Consider the following 21,902-nt stretch of genomic DNA (forward strand, 5'->3'; position numbering starts at 1 on the left):
CTGTTGAGCACCCCTTTGGCACAATTAAACTCTGGATGGGAGCTACCCACTTACTAACACGAGGTTTAAAAAGCGTGAGTACAGAAATAAGTCTTCATGTTCTGGCTTACAACTTCAGAAGAATGCTCACAATTATGGGAGTTAATGGTCTAAGTAAAGCGATTAGAGTAGCGTTGCTATAGCAGTTTCGCTCGCGCGGAGAAAATTGTGATACTGAGAAAAAATCGATCGCAACCATCCTAGATGGTTTTAAACTAAGAACATACCCAAGACAATTTATTAAAAATTAGTTTTTACACAGTCTGTGCCAAAAGCGGACACTTCTAGTCAATGGTGAGCAACGAATTTATAGCTTGCACAAATATCAGATGTACCTAAAAGTATTTGTAAGTTTAATTAAAGCAATATAGCTGACGAATCCCCACGAATGGCGTAGATAAAACAAATAGTTAGAGGCGAAGGGAACATTCATGGCAGTTCCCGATCTGATCTTTCGCCAAAAACACCTAACCATGAATGCTGCCATGAATGTAAAAACAATGCTCGCCGATTTCCTCTCATTTGTCACCCCCAAATGTATGCACAAAGCCCGATTTTTAGCTGTGGGGGCGGCAGTACAAAGCTTGATGCAGAATGGCCAATGCACGGTAACGGCTATCGGCCGTAATTTTGACAGTGAAACGTCATAAAAACACGGCATCAAACGAGCTGACCGTTTGCTAAGAAATGAAGCGCTTCAAGCAGAGGCGCCGCTTATTTATGGCGAAATGACCCGCTTGCTACGTCAGGGCAAACAGCCGCTGATTTTAGTGGACTGGAGCAATGCCGACACCGAAAAGCGCCATTTTATCCTGCGTGCCAGCCTGGCGCTGGAAGGTCGCCCACTGACGTTACATCAAGTTGTTGTGCCGATGGACGAGTATACGTGCCCACACGTACACAGGGCGTTTTTATACCGGTTAAAGCAGGTACTGCCGGCAGACTTTAAGCCGGTGATTATTACCGATGCGGGTTTTAAAGTGCCGTGGTTTAAGCAAATACGTAAGCTCGGCTGGCATTACATTGCCAGAGTTCGTGGCAACCAGACACTGCAACTACCCGGCCAGGATGCCTATATCACGGTTGCCAAAGCCTACAAAAAAGCACGCCCTACGCCCCAAGTCTTGGGTGAGGTTAAGCTGACCAAAGCCCAGCAATATCGCACTCAAGCCGTGCTGGTGGGCACCGGTTGGAAGCTGCGAAAATCCGACAAACACAAGCAATATAAAGAGCCGTGGTTGTTGGTCTCATCCTTGCCCAATTGCTTCGATTACGCGACGAAGATTGCCAAATGCTACGGCAAACGCATGCAAATAGAAGAGAGCTTCCGCGACCAGAAAAGCCAGACCTATGGCTTAGGTAGCGAAGCCCACCGTACTTATAAACGCGAACGATTGGAAGTGCTGTTGCTATTGGCGGCACTGGCAAATTGGTTGCATTACATGATAGGGCTGGCGGCAGAGCTGGCCGGGAAGCACTTGCAGTTTCAGGCTAACAGCATCAAACATCGGCGAGTACTCTCATTTAACTACCTGGGAATGCGATTATCAAAGGCCGCCCAGCTGGGCTTAACTGAAGAAGAGATACAAGCGGCAAGACGGCAAGTCACGCTCTGGGCCGCAGAGTTTGACTGGGGTGTCATCAAACTGGAAAAGAGCTGATACTATGGTCAAATTCGAGGGGATCCCTCAGCAAATATTCATAAATGTTTTGATGATATCAATTTACTTATTCGAAAATTTGTATTAGCATAGACCATGTATATTTTTATGAGAATTTTATGTCTAAAGCATTTTCAAAAGTCTTAGTAATAACGCTTATGCTGGTTGCCTTTGTAGGGCAAGCATTTGCGTATTCTGCTATGTCTTGCGAAATGTCATTAGGTTCTCATGAATCACACATGAACATGGAACATTCCAAGATGAGTCATCATGAAGGAATGGAGCATGGTGATATGAATAAAAGCAGTAACGGTCAATCAGAAGATTGTTGTGGTGTTTGTGTTTGTCCTACAAATGCTTGCTCATCTACGACAGTCCTAAATTCCAGTATTGATTCGACAGATATTCAAATATTCAGTGAATCTGTAGCTGCTCTGCAATCTAAACAACCTCATTCAATTTCCACTTCCCTTTATCGTCCACCAATTTTTGCCTAATACAGGATTAGTGCGTCCAAATTTCTCGCACATGTAATTAATTTTTCTGTTAGTCAATATAGCGTCGTAGCGCTATAGATATTTTCCAGCGATGTCTGGGGGCAAAAATGATCAATAAGTATTTAAAAATAGCAGTAGTAATGCTGCTTTCACCTGCGTTTGCAAACGCCAACGAACATAACCATGCAGACAATCACGACGTAACACCTTTGGAGTTAATCGTTTATAAAACCCCTACTTGTGGGTGTTGTAAAAAATGGATAACTCATATTGAAGACAAAGGGATCGTTGCGCATTCCAAAGATTTCCGAAACATCGGCAACATCAAAACTAAGTATGGTATCAAACCTAATTACCGTTCATGCCACACGGCAGTGAGTAGAAATGGATTTGCCTTTGAAGGTCATATACCTGCTAAATTTATTCAGCAGTTCTTATCAGAAGAACATCCCAATGCGATTGGGCTTTCAGTTCCAGCAATGCCAGTTGGCTCTCCCGGTATGGAAGTCGATGACCGCTTTATGCCATACAACGTGTTAATTCTATTTAAAGATGGAACGAGCAAAGTCTATGCAAAAGTTAAGACATACGAGGAGCAATTCTAATGAAATTGAACTCTTCAAACCTTACTTCACTTTCAACTGCATTAATACTCGGCTTATCTGTATTCTCAGCTCAAGCTGAGAAAGTAGTGTCGCTTGAACAAGCTATCACCTTAGCTCAGCAAAATGATCCTTGGCTTCATGGTAGCCGATTGAAACAAAGTGCAGTTGAAAATAGAAGTATTGCTTCAGGTACTTTGCCTGATCCGAAAGTATCGCTAGGGATAATGAATTTACCAACAGATACTTGGGATTTAGATCAGGAAGGAATGACTCAGCTAAAGGTTGGCGTCTCTCAAATGTTTCCGAGAGGCGACAGTCTAGAGATCAAGAAAGACCAGTTACAAATTGAGTCCACGAAATTTCCACTGTTACGAGAGGATCGTAAAGCTAAGTTGAAAAGCCAAGTGTCACAACTTTGGTTAGATGCTTACTTAGCCCAACAAACTATTAAATTGATTGAAGATGATTGGTCTCTCTTTGAGCAGATGGCGGAAGTGGCTAAAGCTAGCTATTCAAACGTTGTTGGTAAAACTAGACAGCAAGATGTTATTCGTGCTCAGTTGGAAATCGTGCAGTTAGATGACAGATTAACTTCGCAAAAGCAGAAACTAGAAACGACAATCGCTCGTCTCAATGAGTGGCTTCATATTTACGATGCGGATCGTTTGAATGAATCATTCAACTTTGACGCGCAACCATTAGAGTTTAGGGTTTCTAAAAAGTTACCTGCAATTACTCTGAATAATCCAACAGTCCTAAAAGCATCTAATTACTCAAGAAATCTATTGGCTCAGGAGCTTTCGAATCACCCAGCCATACTTGCAATTGATATAAAACGCAAAGCTTCAGAAAAAGGAATTGAGTTAGCCAAACAGCAATATGAGCCGGAATGGGGTGTTAATGCTAGTTATGCCTATCGCGACAATATGCCCTCTGGTGATAGCCGAGCTGATTTATTTTCTGTTGGGGTAACGTTTGATTTACCCTTGTTTACCGAGAACAGACAAGATAAGCAAGTTGCAGCTTCTATTGCAGATTCAGAGACTATTAAAACCGAGAAACTATTACTGACAAAGCAAATGATCAGTGTTTTAGAAAAAGAACTAAGACAGCTTAAACGCTTATCAGATAGACAATCTATCTATCAAGAACAACTCCTTAAACAAACTCATGACCAAGCAGAAGCGTCATTGACAGCCTACACAAATGATGATGGCGATTTTGCCGAAGTTGTTCGAGCAAGAATCGCAGAATTAAATGCCAGAATATCAGCTTTAAGAATTGATGTTGACGCACTTAAAACAGTTGCTCGTATCAACTATTTATTTGCGCATTCTCAATCTAACTCAAATGCTGAACATAAGTCGATGCAAACTTCACACAAAACTAATCAGCACTTATCCAATCAGCAATTTGGAGAAAAATAATGTCAACGAATACAAAAACAATTATTGCCATCATCATTGGGGCAGCACTTGGTGCTGGAGCATTGAGTTTATATCAAGGTACTGGCTCAAACAGTAATAGTAATGAAGCAACATCAGCAGAGAAAAAGCCTCTGTATTGGGTTGCACCGATGGATTCTAATTACCGCCGGGACAAGCCCGGTAAGTCGCCTATGGGGATGGATTTAATTCCAGTGTATGAGGAAGGATCATCTGGTGATGACTTTGGCCCCGGAGCAGTAAAAATTGCGCCTCATGTAGTGAATAACCTTGGGGTTCGCACTGCACCTGTTGAACTGAAAAATATGCATACTGAAATCTCAACGGTAGGTTATGTTCAATATGATGAAGATAAGCTAATTCATATCCACCCACGGGTTGATGGCTGGATTGATAAACTTTACATCAAAGCAGCAGGTAACCCTGTAGAGAAAGGGCAGCCTCTTTATACACTATATTCTCCTCAGTTAGTTAATGCTCAGGAAGAGCTGTTAATAGCGTTAAAGCGCAACAATAGTTCTTTAATTTCAGCAGCCAAAGATCGCCTAAAAGCGTTACAGCTTTCAGCAGACTTTGTTCAAAAGCTAGAAAAGACACGAAAGGTTCAGCAAACAATTACCTTTTATTCACCACAAGCAGGTGTTGTCGATGGTTTGAAGGTTAGAGAAGGTTTTTATGTAAAGCCGGGAAACACCTTATTAAGCATTGGCCAGCTAGATCAAGTTTGGGTTGAAGCAGAAGTGTTTGAACGTGACGCAGCCTTAATTAAAAAAGGACTTCCTGTATCAATGACACTGGATTATTTACCCGGTGAGGACTGGGCTGGTGTCGTTGATTATGTTTATCCAACATTGAACAGTAAAACACGCACACTCCGAGTGAGATTGAAATTTGATAACACAGACTATCAATTAAAACCAAATATGTTTGCACAAGTCTCTATTCACGCTAATCAAGCTGATAGCACCATCCTCGTGCCTAAAGAAGCCGTTATTAGAACAGGTAAACAGGACAGAGTAGTACTTGCGTTAGGTGATGGGCAATTTAAATCTATTGAAGTGACTATTGGCCGGGTTGATATCGACAGCATCGAAATATTAGACGGCTTAAATGAAGATGACGTTGTGGTGACATCTGCCCAATTCTTGATTGATTCTGAATCAAGTAAAAGCTCTGACTTTAAACGAATGACTCATGATGAAGTGCCTAACTCTGTTTGGATGCAAGGGGATGTTAATAGTGTTATGGCAGGGCACCGCATGGTTAATATTTCACATGGCCCTGCTGAAGCTTGGGATTGGCCTGAAATGGTTATGGATTTTACTGTGGCTGAAAAAGTCGATATTGACTCATTAAAGTCAGGTCAATCTTTGCACTTTGAAGTGAGCAAAACCGAAGACGGTGGATATGAAATTACTGGAATTCATATCATGAGTGAGCCTGGTGATATGAGTGAAGAAGTATCTTTTGCAACAGTATCAGGTCTAATTAATTCTATTAATGTTGATACGCGTGTTCTAAATATTAGCAGAGGCCCAATAGAGAAATGGGATAGACCTGCTGCGACGATGGATTTTATCGTCGCGGACAATATAGAAATGGTTGATTTCAATGTCGGTGATAATGTCACTTTCACTTTTGAGGTTAGAGATGACTTAGTTATCACTGACATTTCTCTTGAATCAGATGAACAACACGGCAAGGAAAATAAAGCTGCTGTTGATCATTCTAATCATTAAGTGGGAGAAAAATAATGATTGAATCAATTATTAGATGGTCTATCGGCAATCGTTTCTTTGTTTTGTTGATTACCTTAATTATCGCGTTTGGTGGTTTGTATTCATTACAAAAAACACCAGTAGATGCACTCCCCGATCTTTCTGATGTGCAGGTGATAATTAAGACGAGCTATCCGGGACAGGCACCACAAGTAGTGCAAGATCAAGTGACATTTCCTCTTACTACAGCGATGTTATCAGTACCGGGAGCGCAAACTGTTCGTGGTTACTCATTTTTTGGTGATTCCTACGTCTATATCATTTTTGATGATGATACTGATTTGTATTGGGCTAGAAGCAGAGTACTTGAATACTTAAGCCAAGTAGCATCAAGCCTGCCTGATTCGGCAAAACCACAATTAGGACCTGATGCAACAGGTGTGGGTTGGGTATACATTTACGCTTTAACAGATAAGTCTGGAAACCATGATCTAAGCCAATTAAGAAGCATTCAAGACTGGTTTTTAAAGTATGAACTACAAACTGTTCCGGGCGTGTCTGAGGTTTCCGCCGTTGGCGGTATGGTTAAGCAATATCAGGTGCAAGTAGATCCTGACAAATTGAGAGCTTACGATATTCCTCTAAGTTTAATACAAATAGCCTTACAAAAAGGGAACAAAGAAACTGGCGCATCCGTTGTGGAAATGGCTGAAGCTGAATATATGGTTACCGCAACGGGGTATATTCAATCAGTTAGTGATATAGAGAAAATTCCACTTGGTATTAACGAACAAGGCACGCCGTTGCGTATTGGAGATGTTGCCAACGTTAACCTTGGTCCTCAAATGCGCCGTGGTATCGCAGAACTTAATGGCGAAGGCGAAGTTGTTGGTGGTGTTGTCGTTATGCGCTTTGGTGAAAATGCTCAACAAACCATAAATGGGGTAAAAGAAAAGCTTGAGTCGCTCAAATCTTCTTTACCAGAGGGGGTGGAGGTTGTCCCTGTCTATGACAGATCGAAGTTAATAGATCGTGCTGTTGATAACCTTTGGAGCAAGTTGCTAGAGGAGCTTGCAGTCGTGGCTATTGTCTGTGTGGCTTTCCTATTTCATCTTCGCTCATCTATTGTGGCAGTTATTACTCTGCCATTAGGTATCTTGGTGTCGTTCATTATCATGTATATGCAAGGCATCAATGCCAACATTATGTCTTTAGGCGGTATCGCTATTGCGATTGGTGCGATGACTGATGGTGCAATAGTGATGATTGAAAATATGCACAAGCATATGGAGAAAACACCACTAACAGATGAAAATCGCTGGCAAATTGTTGCTAAGGCTGCGAGTGAAGTAGGCCCTGCACTATTTTTTAGCTTACTGATCATTACAGTCTCATTCTTACCTGTATTTATCTTGGAAGCGCAAGAAGGAAGAATGTTCTCTCCGCTCGCCTATACAAAAACCTATGCAATGGCGGCATCAGCAGGTTTGGCGATCACATTGGTGCCTGTTTTGATGGGCTACTTTATTCGAGGCAAAGTTGTTTCTGAAAAGAAAAACCCGTTAAACCGATTATTGATTGCTATCTACATGCCTGTTTTAAAGCAAGTCATGAAGTTTCCAAAATCGACAATAGTAGCAGCAATATTAGTGACTATCGTTGGCTTTTGGCCTGTCGATAAAATTGGTAGTGAATTCATTCCGCCATTGGATGAAGGCGATCTCATGTATATGCCTACTACCTATCCCGGTATTTCAATTGGTAAAGCAAGGGAGTTATTGCAGCAAACAGACAAGCTTATTCGCACTGTGCCAGAAGTTGAAACTGTATTTGGTAAAGTAGGAAGAGCTGAAACTGCAACCGATCCTGCACCTTTAACCATGATTGAAACCTTTATTCAATTGAAGCCACAAGAGCAGTGGCGAGAGGGTGTGACTACTGAATCGTTAAAAGCTGAGTTTGATAAATTGGTTAAGTTTCCGGGCTTAACGAATGCTTGGGTTATGCCAATCAAGACCCGAATCGACATGTTAGCAACAGGCATAAAAACGCCTGTGGGTATTAAAGTCGCCGGACCAGAGCTTGATGTGATTCAGGAAATCGGCCAACAAATAGAGCAAATTTTACCCGAAGTTACAGGCACAGCATCAGTTTACTCAGAGCGAGTTGCAGGTGGACGATATATCAAGGTTGATATTTCACGCGATAAGGCAAGTCGCTTTGGGTTAAACATCGAGGATGTTCAACAAGTGGTTTCTACAGCTATTGGTGGTATGAACGTTACCCAAACGGTAGAAGGTCAAGAGCGTTACCCTGTTAACTTACGCTATCCGCAAGACTATCGAGACTCTCCTGAGCAGCTATCACGATTACCAGTTGTAACACCAAGTGGTCAACGCATTGCACTAGGTGATGTCGCAGATATTCGAGTTGAGAACGGTCCGCCGGGGATTAAGAGTGAAAATGCTCGTTTAAATGGCTGGACGTTTATCGATATAGACGGTGTTGACGTAGGTACTTATGTTGAAAGTGCAAAAATACACTTGGCTAATAATCTAAAACTACCAGCAGGTTATTCAATTACTTGGGCTGGGCAATACGAATATATGGAAAGAGCGAAAGAAAAGCTCACCTATGTATTGCCTTTAACACTCGCCATTATTGTTATTCTACTTTACTTAAACTTCAGAGCGTTTAGTGAGGTGGCTATCATTATCGTTACCTTGCCGATGGCGATGATTGGTGGCTTATGGTTGATGTATCTGGAAGGGTTTAACTTCTCTGTGGCTGTTGGCGTGGGCTTTATTGCTCTAGCTGGGGTAGCGGTTGAGATTGGTGTGATAATGTTGGTCTATCTCAATCAGGCACTTGCTGAGCTTAAGGAAAAAGCTGAAGAGCGAGCTGAACCTATCTCTGATGATGCATATCAAGATGCATTATTGCACGGTGCAGGCTTACGAGTTCGTCCAGTAATGATGACAGTTGCAACAATCATTATCGGCTTGATGCCCATTTTATATGGTACAGGAACAGGTTCGGAGATTATGAGTCGTATAGCTGCACCTATGGTAGGCGGAATGACAAGTGCTGTGCTACTCACTCTTATTGTGCTCCCAGTAATTTACTCAATCGTTAAAAAGCCAGAATTAAACGCCTTTAACAAGGAGCTTTCTAAGGCGGAGCTAAAAAGTAATGCTTAGCGAAGTTAAGAAACTATAAATAGCAATTTCAATAAACTAAAATAGAGGTAAATATGAAAAAACTAATTAAATTTTTAACCGTAATCAGTGTCGTTTTTAGTAGTGCGGTATTTGCGCATGTGCATCTTGAAAAAAGTGTGCCTGCTGATAATGCAATGCTAATGAATCCTCCAGAAGAGTTAACTTTGGTGTTCACCAAAGAGGTACGGGTTGTAAAAGTTTCATTGGCCAATAAACAAGGCGAAGAATTTAAATTTGGATTCGAGCCTTCTAAAGTCGCTACTAGCAAATTTACATGGAAACTACCTAAATTAGCTCCTGCAAACTATGCTGTGGATGTAACCTTCTTAGGTAACGATGGTCATAAAATGAAACATAGCTTCGGCTTTATGGTTCACTAAAATAGGCGGTGTGATTGATATGGAAATGTATATCTGGAATACAGTCATTGTACTGTCAAAAATTGTATTTTACGTCGGCTTTGCCTGTATTGCTGGTTATACATTTTTCAGGCAAATATTTGAGAATAATGAATCTCATACTAATGCTGTAATAGCGAATTTAACGTGGACAAGAACTTATATAGTTATGGCTTTGATCGCTAATATTACTTGGTTCTTTGCCAGTACTGGTGCAATGGCAGAAGAGGGAATTCAGGGGGCGATAGACGCTGATATATTGGCTATTATGTGGGACTCCTCTGTCGGCACTGGAGCTTTGCTTCGAGCGCTTGGGCTAGTTACCGCAATAATCGCTTTAGCTTTAAGGTTCAAACTCGCTGTGAACTCGTACTTAAAACAAAGCGCTTTAATGTTGAGTTTATTAATCCTTGCATACTCATTCACGTTACTGGGTCATATTTCTGAGTTAGGCACAATTGAAAAAGGCTTGCTTATTTTGCATGTGCTCGTTATGGCATGGTGGTTTGGGGCGTTATTGCCACTAAAACAGGCTTGCCATCAGCTAAGTTATGCAGAACTTCATTTGCTGATGGAAAGCTTTGGCAAACAAGCAAGTTTTACATTGAGCCTATTGTTGGTAGCAGGCCTCTGGCTCGTGATTCAATTGGTCGGAAGTCTTGATGCACTAATAAGCTCAAGTTACGGACAAACACTGTTGTTTAAATTGGCCCTTGTAGTGTCTATTTTGGCACTTGCTGCTAAACATAAACTAATACTCGTTCCACAACTTAAAAATAGTCAAGGCAGAGAGGCTTTATCTAAATCTATCTCGATAGAAATGGTAGTAGCTTTTGCCATTTTATCTGTAACGGCTGGGCTTACTAGTGTTGTTGGCCCTGCAAATTAAAACCTAAAAGAGAAAATGAAAATGAAAACAATAAATATCCTACTCGTTTTATTAATGACGTTTAGTTTCGCAGCAAACGCTCATGGTGATAAGAATAAAGACAAAGGATTGTTTAAAGGTGTAGATACACCAGCCGCAAAAGTTGTTTTGGCATTTCATCAAGCACTTGAAACTGGCAATCAAAAACAGGCTAGAGCGCAGTTAGCGGATGATGTCACCATTTTCGAGGGAGGCCGCGTTGAAAGGAGCGCTGATGAATATGCTCATCATCATATGTTGTCGGATATGAAGTATTTAGCAGCGATGAAGAGCGACACACTTGAACATCAAGTGACGATACTTGGAAATACAGCTATCTCTGCCTCGCGTAGTCAAACTAAAGGTACTTACAATGGTGAAGAACGTGATTATCAAGGGATGGAAACAATGGTTCTCGAAAAGCAAAACGGTGAATGGAAAATTAAGCACATTCATTGGTCACACTAATTTATTGGTCAAACCTCGGAGAGTAAAATGAGAATTAAAGATCCATTACATCAAATTTCTACACCGCGTAGACGCTTTGTACAAGGTTTAGCTGCTGGCGGTATATTAGCTGCTTTTCCAAGCATTCTTCATGCTGCTTCATCTTTAGTGGCTGGAACAATAACAGGTACTGTGCCCGAACTAAGTGGAGAAATAATAGATCTGGTGATAGATGAGTCACCCGTAAACTTCACAGGTGTTGTAAGAATGGCTACAACAATCAATGGCTCAATACCAGCTCCTACCTTGCGCCTCAGAGAAGGTGATGACGTTACTATCAGGGTAACTAATAAATTATCAGTGCCGAGTTCAATTCATTGGCATGGGATCATTCTTCCGTATCAAATGGATGGCGTACCGGGTATTAGCTTTAAAGGTATAATGCCGGGTGAAACCTTTGTTTATAAATTTAAGCTGCAACAAAGCGGCACATATTGGTATCACTCACACAGTGGCTTTCAAGAAATGACAGGTATGTACGGCGCATTAATTATTGAGCCAAGAGAAAAGGATATTATTAGTGCTGACAATGAGCATGTTATCCAATTGTCTGATTGGACTGATGATGACCCAATGGATTTGTTCCGCAAGTTAAAAGTACAGAGCGATGTATTTAACTTTAATCAACCTACTGTTCCAGAGTTTTTTGATGACATTTCAAATAGCAGCGTTTCAAATGCGCTACAACGCCGGGAAATGTGGAATAAAATGAGAATGAACCCTACAGATCTTGCAGACTTATCAGCATCTGCAATGACTTTTTTAATGAATGGTTGTGCGCCTTTGACAAACTGGCGTGGAATGTTTAAAGCTGGCGAAAAGGTTAGGCTTAGATTTATTAACGGTTCTAGCAATACGTTTTTTGATGTAAGAATACCTGAGCTGAAGTTAACAGTTGTACAAGCTGATGGACAAAATGTTGAACCTGTGACAGTAGATGAATTTAGATTTGGTCCCGGTGAAACTTATGATGTACTTGTCGAGCCAAAAAATGATGCATATACGATTTTTGCACAAAGCATGGATCGCTCAGGTTATGCTAAAGGTACTTTATCAATGGCACCTAATATTGATGCACCAGTACCTGCTCTAGATCCCGTTGAATGGTTAACGATGACAGATATGATGGGGAATATGGCCCAAGGTGGTGAGCATTCCGCGATGGCAGGTATGGCAGACATGTCGGGCATGAATTCTAATAAAATGGATCATAGTGCAATGGGTCATGGAGCGATGGCAATGGATCATAGTAAACATGGAATGACTAAAAACCCATTAGCTGTTGCTAGCACTAAAGTGCGTCATGCAAAAACAGAGTATGGAGCTTCTGTTGATATGCGTGTTGATATGCCTAGAACAAACCTTGATGATCCCGGTATAGGTTTACGTAAAAATGGACGCCGTGTTTTAACACTTGCAGATTTACATTCTCTTGAGGGAATTACAAACCAGCAAGAGCCAGAGGCTGAAATTGAATTACATTTAACTGGAAACATGGAGCGTTATAGCTGGTCATTTGATGGCTTGGAATTTGGAAAAAGCACGCCAGTTCACATGAAGCATAATCAACGTTTAAGAGTTATTTTACAAAACGATACAATGATGACACATCCCATGCACCTGCATGGTATGTGGAGCGATTTGGAGAATGAAAAAGGTGATGTACAGGTTCGTCGCCATACTATCCCTGTACAACCAGCGCAAAGAATTAGTTTTTTAACAACACCTCATGACGTAGGTCGCTGGGCATGGCATTGCCATTTATTATTCCACATGGATGCAGGTATGTTTAGAGAGGTAGTTGTATCATGAAAAAATTAATACTAACCAATACGTTAAGACTATTATTAATAGGTTTGCCCCTTATAAGTGTATCTGTATCTGCAAAAGATGAGATGACTGAGATGGGTGATTCTAAAATGCAAGCACAAGGTGGAGATGCACCTAAAGATGCTAGAGACCCCCATGCTTATGCAGCAGGTACAACTTTGACTGAAGGCCCTTATGCACTCAGTAGCGACAAACGACTGACTTTGGCAGATGAGCATTCATTTTACGCGCTACTAGGGGATCGTCTTGAATATAATGAGCAAACAAACGCAGGTGTTTTTGACTTTCAGGCATGGTATGGCACTACTTTTGATAGATTAGTCATCAAAACTGAAGGAGATTTTAGCGAAGGTAATTTAGAGGAGAACCAAACAGATTTTCTATGGGGCCACGCAATATCTGCTTATTGGGATACACAAGTCGGTATTCGACTTGATTACAATAACGAAGGTGAAAACCGCAAATGGCTAGCTTTTGGTTTACAAGGTCTAGCCCCCTACTGGTTTGAAATTGATATGACTGCGTATTTAGGAGAGCAAGGTAATAGTGCATTTTCGATCGAAGCTGAGTATGAGCTATTACTTACTCAAAAGTTAATTGTTCAACCACGAGCAGAGTTGACGCTTTACGGTAAGGATGACGTCCAAAATAACCTTGGTAGTGGCTTGTCTAGCAGTGCTATTGGTTTTCGGGTTCGTTATGAGTTTACCCGCCAGTTTGCTCCCTATGTTGGCGTTGAGTGGACGAATAAATTTGGTAATACAGCCGACTTTGCGAAGTTAAATGGGCAAAGTACTCGTGATACTGCTTTTGTTGCAGGTATCAAGTTCTGGCTCTGATGTGAAGAAATACTATATTGACTTGATGAGAGCTACCGCAACTATATTGATGGTAGCTTTCGTTTTTTGGGATTTAAACCATTTTAGTTATGTTAGGAAAGGCCTAGCTAATAGTTTTTTTGGAAAGAACTAAGAGCAGTAATAGTAAGCTACTTCTTGTTTTCAGTCGGTGCCAGTCTGGTGTATACCTATCAAGGTGGAATATCAGCTAAGAAGTAAAGTTGGCGAATGGTTAAGGTTAAAGAGTCAAGGCAAAAAACATCGCCATTGAAAGACCTACAATAGGCCATTTTATCACTTTTGATGAACGGGAATTGGATGTGCCCGGGATAGAACCGATTGTTGCAAAGTACAGCGCTTAAAGCTGAACAATTGGAAAAATGATCCCTTACTCAATACCTAATTATGAGCGTAGGGTTTTTATTTCTTTTAATGGTGCTCATGCTTGGCTTCAATCTCATGAGTATAAATTAGACACCCCTTTTATACTTGTGAAGTTTAAGCTGTTTAAAAAAGTAAAAAGTAAAAAGTAAAAAGTTTAGGTTTTAGTTCAAAGGTTGATCAAGATCATAAAATTATTTTTATAAAGTGGCTAATATTGTAGGTGCTAAAGAAGGAATGATAATGTTTGGACTTTTCAGGTGGTTTAAAATAGTAATAATAACTGTGTTGCTTACGCAGCATGGCTTTGCTATTGCTAAACCAATGAATTGTGAAGAGCATCATAATGGCTCATCCGACACGCATATTATACAACCAAGCAAAAATATGCATCATCAATCAATGATTGACAATAGTCACTATCACACTGAAAATTCGCAAGATTCTAAAAACCGTCATGGTGATGAAGACTGTGAAAAATGTAAAGCTGGTGATTGTGTTTGTTGTGAAGGCGGTTTTTGTACAAGCTTTCATTTAAATGCCTATCTTGTGCAAGCGCAAGACGAAGGTATTTGCAATATTCATTCTGAGCTAATTCTACAGCGTACACCCCTACCAAAATCTGGTATCCATCTCTTACTTTATCGTCCACCAATTATTGGCTAATCACAGGATCAGTGCGTCTTTTTTTCGCCACTCCCATCAAAAATAGAATGACTTATTCATTGATTTAAATAATCAATTGTTTTGAACGATTAGTACGATATTTGGAAAGGCATTATGAAAATGCTCAAGTTATTGCCATTTACAGTAATTAATACTGTCGATTTTGGCCGAGATTCCTCTTTTTACCAAAAATTAGTTTTTAGCTTTTGCATTATTAATCACGAATAATCACTTGACCTGTGTCTTAGACACAGGTCTAAGCTGTAGGTGAGATTACAAACTTAGGTGAAGAACTAAGGAGTGAACATGAAAGTTGCGGAGCTGGCAAAAAGCCTTGGAACGACTGCTGATACGGTGCGCTATTACACCAGATTAGGATTGTTAAAACCTGCTAAGTCAGTGAACGGCTACAAGTCATACTCGAATAAAGAAGTATCGAGACTTAAATTCATTTTAAGTGCCAGAAACCTTGGTTTTTCCGTTGCAGATATCAAGGAAATTATTAATGAATCTGAAGATGGTAAAAGTGCGTGCCCATTAGTCAGAAGCCTGATCAAAGAGCGGCTTGAAGAAACAGAAAAGCAGTTTCAAGCAATGTTGGCACTTCGAGGAAAAATGTCTTCTGCGCTTTCTCGATGGGAAGAAATGGAAGACAAAGCACCGACTGCAAACATGGTTTGTCATCTCATCGAAAACTTTGAGCAAATTAAAAAAGCATAGGAGGAAAAAGGGTGGCTACTAACACAAATATAAAAACTGAATCAGGCTGTTGCTGTCAGGCAAAAGCTCAATCCTCTTCGTGTAAAAGTAAGGAGAATACGTTGGAGAAAGTATCACATAACCAACAGCTTATCATTGAAGGTGCTGGGTGTGCTAGCTGTGTAGGCAAAATTGAAGGGGCGTTGAAGGCAACTCTTGGAGTCGTCAGTGCGGAAATGAATTTTGCTGATAGGACAGTAACAGTTTATGGGACAGCTAAAACAAAAGAGTTGATCAAAGCTGTTGAGTCAGTGGGGTATAACGCGAAGCCAATTGATGATAGCTCAGCAACAGATGCGCTTGATGAGAAAGAGGCTGCGGATTTTGCATATTACAAAAAGCTAATGCGCGATACGTTTATTGCCCTTTCACTCGGCGTTCCTTTGATGATCTACAGCATTGTGGTTGGAGAAATGACGGTTGAAACAAACCTTGAGCGCATGTCTTGGCTGGTTGTAGGCATTTTAACTTTTGGTGTTATGTATTTTTCAGGTAAGCATTTTTATGTTGGCGCTTGGAAAAGCTTTAAAAACCACTCCGCTAATATGGACACTCTAATAGCTTTAGGAACAAGTACAGCTTGGTTGTATTCGATGGTTGTCGTGTTTGCACCTGACGCTGTTCCATTGATGGCACGGCATGTTTATTTTGAAGCTACCGCCATGATCATTGGCTTAATTGATTTAGGTTTAGCATTAGAAATCAAAGCCAGAGGTAAAACCTCTGAGGCCATTAAACGTCTTATCGGCTTGCAAGCCAAAACAGCAACCGTGGTTCGTGACAACAAAGAAGTTCAGATAGGTATTGAGCAGGTTTTATTTAACGATATTGTGAAGGTAAAACCGGGTGAAAAAATTCCCGTCGATGGCGTGGTATTGGAAGGACACACCTCTATTGATGAGTCCATGCTGACAGGCGAACCTATGCCTGCTGAAAAAGCTGAAGAAGATGAGGTTGTCGCTGGTACTTTGAACAAATCAGGCATGATTTTATTTAGAGCGACACGCGTTGGTAAAGACACGGCGCTTGCACAAATCATCAATATGGTGAAACGAGCACAAAATTCAAAACCGCCGATTGGCCGTTTGGCCGATGTTATTTCAGCTTTTTTCGTACCTGTCGTGATGATTACCTCTGTGTTAAGTGCGCTAGCATGGCTTAACTTTGGACCTGAGCCAGCCATTGCTTTTGCCATCGTTTCAGCAACTACTGTGCTTATTATTGCCTGCCCGTGTGCTTTAGGCTTGGCAACACCCATGTCTGTCATGGTGGGAGTAGGAAAAGCAGCAGAAGCCGGAGTGCTTATTCGCAACGGTGAGGCACTGCAAACCGCCTCTAAAATCACTGCCATGATTTTAGATAAAACGGGCACTATTACTGAAGGGGCACCTAAGGTAACCGATATTATTTTAGCAAAAGCTACTGACGAAAAAGACGTACTACAGCTTGCAGCAAGTTTAGAAAGCGGCTCAGAGCATCCTTTAGCGCAAGCGATTGTTGAAAGTGCGTTAGATCAGGATATTGAGTTACTAAAAATTGAATCGTTTAATGCTATTACGGGTTTTGGTGTAGAAGCAAGCTGCAACAACAAAGCCCTGCTTTTCGGAAACGATAAACTAATGAAGTTAAAAGGCGTAGACCTCACAGGCTTTGTTGAACAAGCACAGTCTTTAGCCAAAGAAGCCAAAACACCTATGTACTTTGCTGTAGATGGTGAACTTGCAGCAATCATTGCTGTTGCAGATCCTATCAAGTCAGACTCAATCTCTGCTATCAAACGGCTTCAGGCTAATGGTATACGCGTCATCATGTTAACGGGTGATAACAAGGAAACCGCTGCCGCCGTAGCTAAAAAAGCGGGTATTAGTGAGTTTCTTGCTGAAGTGCTGCCAGAAGATAAAGCCAACAAGGTGAAAGAGCTACAAGAAGGCGGCGAAATTGTTGGTATGACAGGAGATGGCATCAACGATGCTCCTGCGCTAGCGTTAGCCGATGTTGGCTTCGCCATAGGCACAGGGACTGATGTAGCTATCGAAAGTGCTGACATTACCCTAATGCGTGGTTCACTTCATGGCCTTGCTGATGCCATAGCGGTAAGCAAAGCTACTTTACGAAATATCAAACAAAACTTGTTTGGCGCGTTTGTCTATAACGTAGCCGGGATTCCTTTTGCTGCGGGGGTTCTATATCCCTTCTTTGGCATTCTGCTTAGCCCTGTAATTGCAGGTGCTGCAATGGCGTTTTCGTCATTGACTGTAGTGTCAAATGCAAATCGACTTCGCTTTTTTAAAGCAAAAGAGCATTAAGGAGAATCACAATGATGGTTATTAACTTATTAGGCTTAATGTTAATCGCGCTGATTGTTTGGTGGTTTTGGCTATATAAACCCAATAAAACAATCGTTCAAGGTAATGAAGTACTCATTGAAGTGAGGGGTGGTGTGTATTCCCCATCCTCAATTCAGGTGTCTGCTAGCCAACCTGTCACTCTGAAGTTTATGCGCAAAGATCAATCCCCCTGCGCTGAAACAATGCTTATTCCTTCATTGGATATAAGCGAACAGCTTAAATTAAATGAAATTACTCAAATTACCCTATTGAACTTATCACCGGGAGAGCATGAGTTTCACTGTCAGATGCAAATGTATCGCGGTGTCTTAAAAGTCGTTTAGGAGGGCAATATGAAAAATCAACACCCTAATTTTTGGTCAACACCTACAGGCTGGGCTGCACTGGCACTTATTGCCGCAGTGACCTACTTCTTAGTGCTTGAGCATGGTCAACATATGCTGCAATTTCTTCCCTACTTGATTTTATTGCTATGCCCCTTGATGCACGTATTTATGCATGGCAGTCATGGTAAACATGGTCACGATCATTCACATGCGCCTGATGAAAAAAAGGAAGAGAGCTTTCAAGAACTCACGGATAAAAATGCAGCCTATCACGATGGCTACATACAAGGGTTAGAAAAGGCACGTAAGGAATCACATAAAAAGGAGAGCAGTGATGAATGAAACATATGATTATGGCTTATGGTCGATGGTGATACTGAACTCAGCAATTTTTATCTTTTTTGCCTTTAGTTTTGTCAAACCAAAAACATCAACTGATTGGAGAAGTCTAAGCGCGTTCTCTGCCTTTATTGTTGCCCTATTTACTGAAATGTATGGCTTTCCTTTAACTATCTATTTTCTGTCGGGGTGGCTGACGGAGACCTATCCAGAAGTAAATTTCTTTGCGCATGAAAATGGGCATTTATTACATACTTTCTTTGGATTTCAAGGTGATGCCCATTGGGACCCATTTCATATAGTGAGTATGGTGTTTATTGTTGCAGGTTTCTTTATGTTGTCTTCAGCATGGAATGTATTGCATCACGCGCAAAAACATCATCAATTGGCTACAACTGGATGGTATGCAAGGTGTCGCCACCCACAGTATGTAGCTTTCATTCTAATCATGTTCGGCTTTTTATTGCAGTGGCCGACAATCCCAACACTTGCGATGTTTCCGATCTTAGTCGTTGTTTACGTCGAGCTAGCGAAACGCGAAGAAGCACAAGCGATTGCTGAGTTTGGTTCGGAGTACCACAGGTATATGGAATCGACACCAAGTTGGATCCCAAATTTTAATAAAAGTGTAGAAGGTAAAAATCATGAAAACGTTAACTAAATCAATTTTATTTATTAGTTCACTACTGATAACCACTAGCTCATTTGCCCAAAACAATGAGCATAAACATGAAGGTGCGAACAAAGCTGATATGCATCAAGGCATGGCAATACCACATGAGAACATGGGAGAAATGCACAAAAAGATGATGGAAATGAAAAAGGAAGTCCATGCCATTAAAACTGAAAAAGATCCTGAAAAGCAACAGCAGATGATGGTTGAACATCACCGTTCAATGATGAAGATGATGCAATCCATGCACAAAAACATGGAAGAAATGCCAATGCATCAACAAATCAAGATGGCTGAACATCATTTAGAAATGATGGGGAACATGATGCCGCAGATGAACCGTAAAATGGAAGAAATGAAAGATAGCAATCAACAGCATTCACACAAACATTAGGAGAAAAATTATGAGCGATTTAAATCATAGAGTTGGCGTTAAAGAGCAAAATTTAGTTGTTCGAAACCTAAAGCTTAGCAATGTCACAGAAGAAAGCTGTGACGAGTTAGTAAAAGAAATAGATCAGCTTTTTGGTATAGATGAAGTTAGTTACAACATCAAAGAAGGTGAAATACACCTTGCCTATGATGCCGCAAACGTAAGCCTTGATGGGATTGAGGAGGTAATCCGTAAGTATGGCGCAGATGTTCATGATGATTGGTGGACACATACTAAAGAAAGTTACTATAAATTTGTTGATCAGAACATCAAAGATAACTCTGTTCATAAGCCTTGGAGTTGTCATCAAGCACCTTCGGGGGCTGGCCGGAAAAACAAATGAATTCATAAAAAAGTGTATAGATAATTAGTTAGTCAAATGAGGTAACAGTGATGAAAACACCCTATATAAAAGCTCTTTTATTGCTTACATTCGGTTTATATTTAGTGGGTTGTTCCAATACCACTTCTTATCATAAATACATGATGAGAGGTCAGGTAGTAGAAAGTTCTGATAATCGAACTCTAATCTGTATTGGTGCTAAGCATGGCGCAGAGGTTGGGCAAAAATACAGTGTTATTAGATTCCATGAAAGAATAGTATTGAGTGAAGGTGAAGATCCCTACACTATCGAAAAGGTAGGAACGGTACAAATTACTAAAATTGTGAATGATCATTTCGCAACTGTAAAGCTAGTGTCTGGTGACATTGCAGCGAAAGATATGGTGGAACTTGAAAACTAATAAAGTGGTGGCGAAAGCCACCACAAGAGCATAACAATAAAACTTAATGAAAAAACTTTAGTGTTATTTTGTACAACCTTTGAGATTGTTTGCTCAGTTCTGGTTATCTTGATGCCAGTACGACAGAAAAAATGTTACATATGAATTAGAAAGGTATGGGCTGGCATCCTAAATAGCTGTTCCAAATAGTAGATCACCCGAGGAAGGGAACTCAATGCGGTTTGCGCGATCAGATCAGTCGCCAAACATAACCAATCAACAACCGCATTGAGTATGAACAAAATAGCATTTTTATACGGCGCAGAAACCCGCCGCTTGAAGAAAATTGTACATAAAACCCGAGATAAAGACCTGTGCCGCCGGGCAAATGCGGTGTTATTGGTGCTAAAAGGTGAAACCAAGTCGCAAGTAGCCCGTGTTTTGCAAGCAGGCCGTTCATCAGTAAACCGGTGGGTAACCTGGTATGAAGCAGCAGGTATAGATGGCCTTAAAACCAAGGGTGCTGGGCGACCACCAAGTCAGCCCAAAGGCTTTATCTGCGGTGTTTTAAAACTGTTGGTGAACCATGTACCCAGGACACTGGGTTATCAGCGGTCGCGTTGGAGTAGTGAATTATTCGCACTGCTACTGCATAAGCTTTACCGTATCGTTATTCATAGCTCAACTCTCAGGCGGTGGTTGCCACAAGTCGGCATCGTCTGGCGTCGTGCGGCACCGACGCTGTATATCCAAGACCCAGATAAAGAAGCTAAGTTAGCAGCCATGCGGGAGGCACTTGAAAATTGCAGCGTGGACCATCCGGTGTTTTATCAGGATGAGGTGGATATCCACCTGAATCCGAAGATTGGTGCCGACTGGGGCTTTAAAGGTAAACAGCGTAAGGTAGCTACACCCGGCCAGAATAAGAAACACTATCTGGCGGGGGCACTGCACAGCCAGACAGGACAAATCAGTTATGTTGGTGGTGAGCGCAAGACCAGTGATTTGTCTATTGCGCTGTTGGAGCAACTGAAAGGGTAATACCGGCGAGCGAAAAGTATCACGCTAATTGTGGATAATTACATCATCCATAAGAGCAAAAAAACGCAGAAATGGCTGAATGAGAACCCAAAGTTCAAGCTCTTGTTTTTACCGGTATACAGCCCGTGGCACAACAAAATTGAAAAGCTATGGCATGCGTTGCATGAAACGATAACCCGTAACCATCAGTGTAAGAACATGGATGACTTACTGGAGCAGGTATACCACTTTATGGACACAGCGGCTCCGTTCCCAGGTGGCAAGCATGGCTTGAAGCAGGTGTATCACAATTAGGATCAGTTATTTAGTCAGCAGTAAATCCCTAGCATGGACTTGCATCTGGCACCAAACTCTACGCAGTTCTTTTCCATGTGCCGCGCAAAAACTTTAGCTCAAAACCGTTCAGTATTCGGTAATGCTGAAGTGAACGTTGATGTCCGCTATTCGCTCTTTGCCGAAGTTCGGCTAAGTGCCCAGACTGTGTGAAAACTCTGATCACCTTTTGGTCTAAGTATGTTCTGCTTATGATCTATTAATCTATACATT

General features: G+C 41.2%; 19 protein-coding genes and 3 pseudogenes. All 22 read left to right on the plus strand.

The genetic code is table 11. The features are described from left to right. Positions 1-182, plus strand: a pseudogene (locus MTN96_RS35590) (IS5/IS1182 family transposase); the annotation flags it as partial. Between the two features lie 342 nt (positions 183-524). Beyond that, positions 525-1,700: pseudogene (locus MTN96_RS35595) on the plus strand (IS4 family transposase). Between the two features lie 119 nt (positions 1,701-1,819). Beyond that, positions 1,820-2,197, plus strand: coding sequence for a hypothetical protein (locus MTN96_RS35600; protein ID WP_138686582.1), 378 nt, complete (start codon positions 1,820-1,822; stop codon positions 2,195-2,197). Between the two features lie 107 nt (positions 2,198-2,304). Next, positions 2,305-2,802, plus strand: a complete 498-nt coding sequence (locus MTN96_RS35605) for a DUF411 domain-containing protein (RefSeq protein ID WP_036956660.1) — start codon at positions 2,305-2,307, stop codon at positions 2,800-2,802. Then, entirely contained in the window at positions 2,802-4,229 is a 1,428-nt protein-coding gene (locus MTN96_RS35610) for a TolC family protein (protein WP_248534677.1), read from the plus strand. Before MTN96_RS35605 ends, MTN96_RS35610 begins: the two co-directional genes overlap by 1 nt. Continuing rightward, positions 4,229-5,986 carry an efflux RND transporter periplasmic adaptor subunit gene (locus MTN96_RS35615; protein ID WP_008467840.1) on the plus strand — a complete coding sequence of 586 codons (1,758 nt, stop codon included), beginning with the start codon at positions 4,229-4,231 and terminating at the stop codon, positions 5,984-5,986. The genes MTN96_RS35610 and MTN96_RS35615 overlap by 1 nt, the downstream gene beginning before the upstream one ends. A gap of 14 nt (positions 5,987-6,000) precedes the next feature. Next, a complete protein-coding gene (locus tag MTN96_RS35620; RefSeq protein ID WP_016899201.1) occupies positions 6,001-9,165 on the plus strand; it encodes an efflux RND transporter permease subunit in 3,165 nt (1,054 codons plus the stop codon). A gap of 53 nt (positions 9,166-9,218) precedes the next feature. Next, complete coding sequence (locus tag MTN96_RS35625) at positions 9,219-9,566, plus strand: copper resistance CopC family protein (protein ID WP_010558032.1); 348 nt, start codon at positions 9,219-9,221, stop codon at positions 9,564-9,566. Between the two features lie 19 nt (positions 9,567-9,585). Continuing rightward, positions 9,586-10,473 carry a copper resistance D family protein gene (locus MTN96_RS35630; protein WP_024596191.1) on the plus strand — a complete coding sequence of 296 codons (888 nt, stop codon included), beginning with the start codon at positions 9,586-9,588 and terminating at the stop codon, positions 10,471-10,473. Between the two features lie 15 nt (positions 10,474-10,488). After that, positions 10,489-10,959 carry a DUF4440 domain-containing protein gene (locus MTN96_RS35635; RefSeq protein ID WP_024596192.1) on the plus strand — a complete coding sequence of 157 codons (471 nt, stop codon included), beginning with the start codon at positions 10,489-10,491 and terminating at the stop codon, positions 10,957-10,959. A gap of 27 nt (positions 10,960-10,986) precedes the next feature. Beyond that, the gene (locus MTN96_RS35640) at positions 10,987-12,810 is read left to right on the plus strand and encodes a copper resistance system multicopper oxidase (RefSeq protein WP_013465888.1); all 1,824 of its coding nucleotides are present in this window, start codon (positions 10,987-10,989) and stop codon (positions 12,808-12,810) included. Next, positions 12,807-13,667 carry a copper resistance protein B gene (locus MTN96_RS35645; protein WP_004589262.1) on the plus strand — a complete coding sequence of 287 codons (861 nt, stop codon included), beginning with the start codon at positions 12,807-12,809 and terminating at the stop codon, positions 13,665-13,667. Before MTN96_RS35640 ends, MTN96_RS35645 begins: the two co-directional genes overlap by 4 nt. Before the next feature lie 624 nt (positions 13,668-14,291). Beyond that, entirely contained in the window at positions 14,292-14,714 is a 423-nt protein-coding gene (locus MTN96_RS35650) for a hypothetical protein (protein ID WP_036984768.1), read from the plus strand. 306 nt (positions 14,715-15,020) lie between these two features. Continuing rightward, entirely contained in the window at positions 15,021-15,434 is a 414-nt protein-coding gene (locus MTN96_RS35655) for a MerR family transcriptional regulator (protein WP_008467855.1), read from the plus strand. A gap of 101 nt (positions 15,435-15,535) precedes the next feature. After that, positions 15,536-17,779, plus strand: coding sequence for a heavy metal translocating P-type ATPase (locus tag MTN96_RS35660; RefSeq protein WP_248534679.1), 2,244 nt, complete (start codon positions 15,536-15,538; stop codon positions 17,777-17,779). 11 nt (positions 17,780-17,790) lie between these two features. Next, entirely contained in the window at positions 17,791-18,144 is a 354-nt protein-coding gene (locus MTN96_RS35665) for a cupredoxin domain-containing protein (RefSeq protein WP_028834966.1), read from the plus strand. 9 nt (positions 18,145-18,153) lie between these two features. Next, the gene (locus MTN96_RS35670) at positions 18,154-18,489 is read left to right on the plus strand and encodes a DUF2933 domain-containing protein (RefSeq protein WP_016899208.1); all 336 of its coding nucleotides are present in this window, start codon (positions 18,154-18,156) and stop codon (positions 18,487-18,489) included. After that, a complete protein-coding gene (locus tag MTN96_RS35675) occupies positions 18,482-19,147 on the plus strand; it encodes an isoprenylcysteine carboxylmethyltransferase family protein (protein ID WP_004589269.1) in 666 nt (221 codons plus the stop codon). The genes MTN96_RS35670 and MTN96_RS35675 overlap by 8 nt, the downstream gene beginning before the upstream one ends. Further along, positions 19,131-19,553, plus strand: coding sequence for a hypothetical protein (locus MTN96_RS35680; protein ID WP_008467863.1), 423 nt, complete (start codon positions 19,131-19,133; stop codon positions 19,551-19,553). The genes MTN96_RS35675 and MTN96_RS35680 overlap by 17 nt, the downstream gene beginning before the upstream one ends. 10 nt (positions 19,554-19,563) lie before the next feature. Continuing rightward, positions 19,564-19,935: a hypothetical protein gene (locus MTN96_RS35685; RefSeq protein ID WP_008467865.1), complete on the plus strand. Its 372-nt coding sequence runs from the start codon at positions 19,564-19,566 to the stop codon at positions 19,933-19,935. Positions 19,936-19,985: 50 nt separating this feature from the next. Next, positions 19,986-20,336 (plus strand): hypothetical protein, encoded by a 351-nt coding sequence (locus tag MTN96_RS35690; RefSeq protein WP_248534681.1) that lies wholly within the window; start codon positions 19,986-19,988, stop codon positions 20,334-20,336. A gap of 273 nt (positions 20,337-20,609) precedes the next feature. Beyond that, a pseudogene (locus MTN96_RS35695) lies at positions 20,610-21,650 on the plus strand (IS630 family transposase). The last annotated feature ends 252 nt before the right edge of the window (positions 21,651-21,902 follow it).

The organism is Pseudoalteromonas sp. 2CM28B (assembly GCF_023161935.1).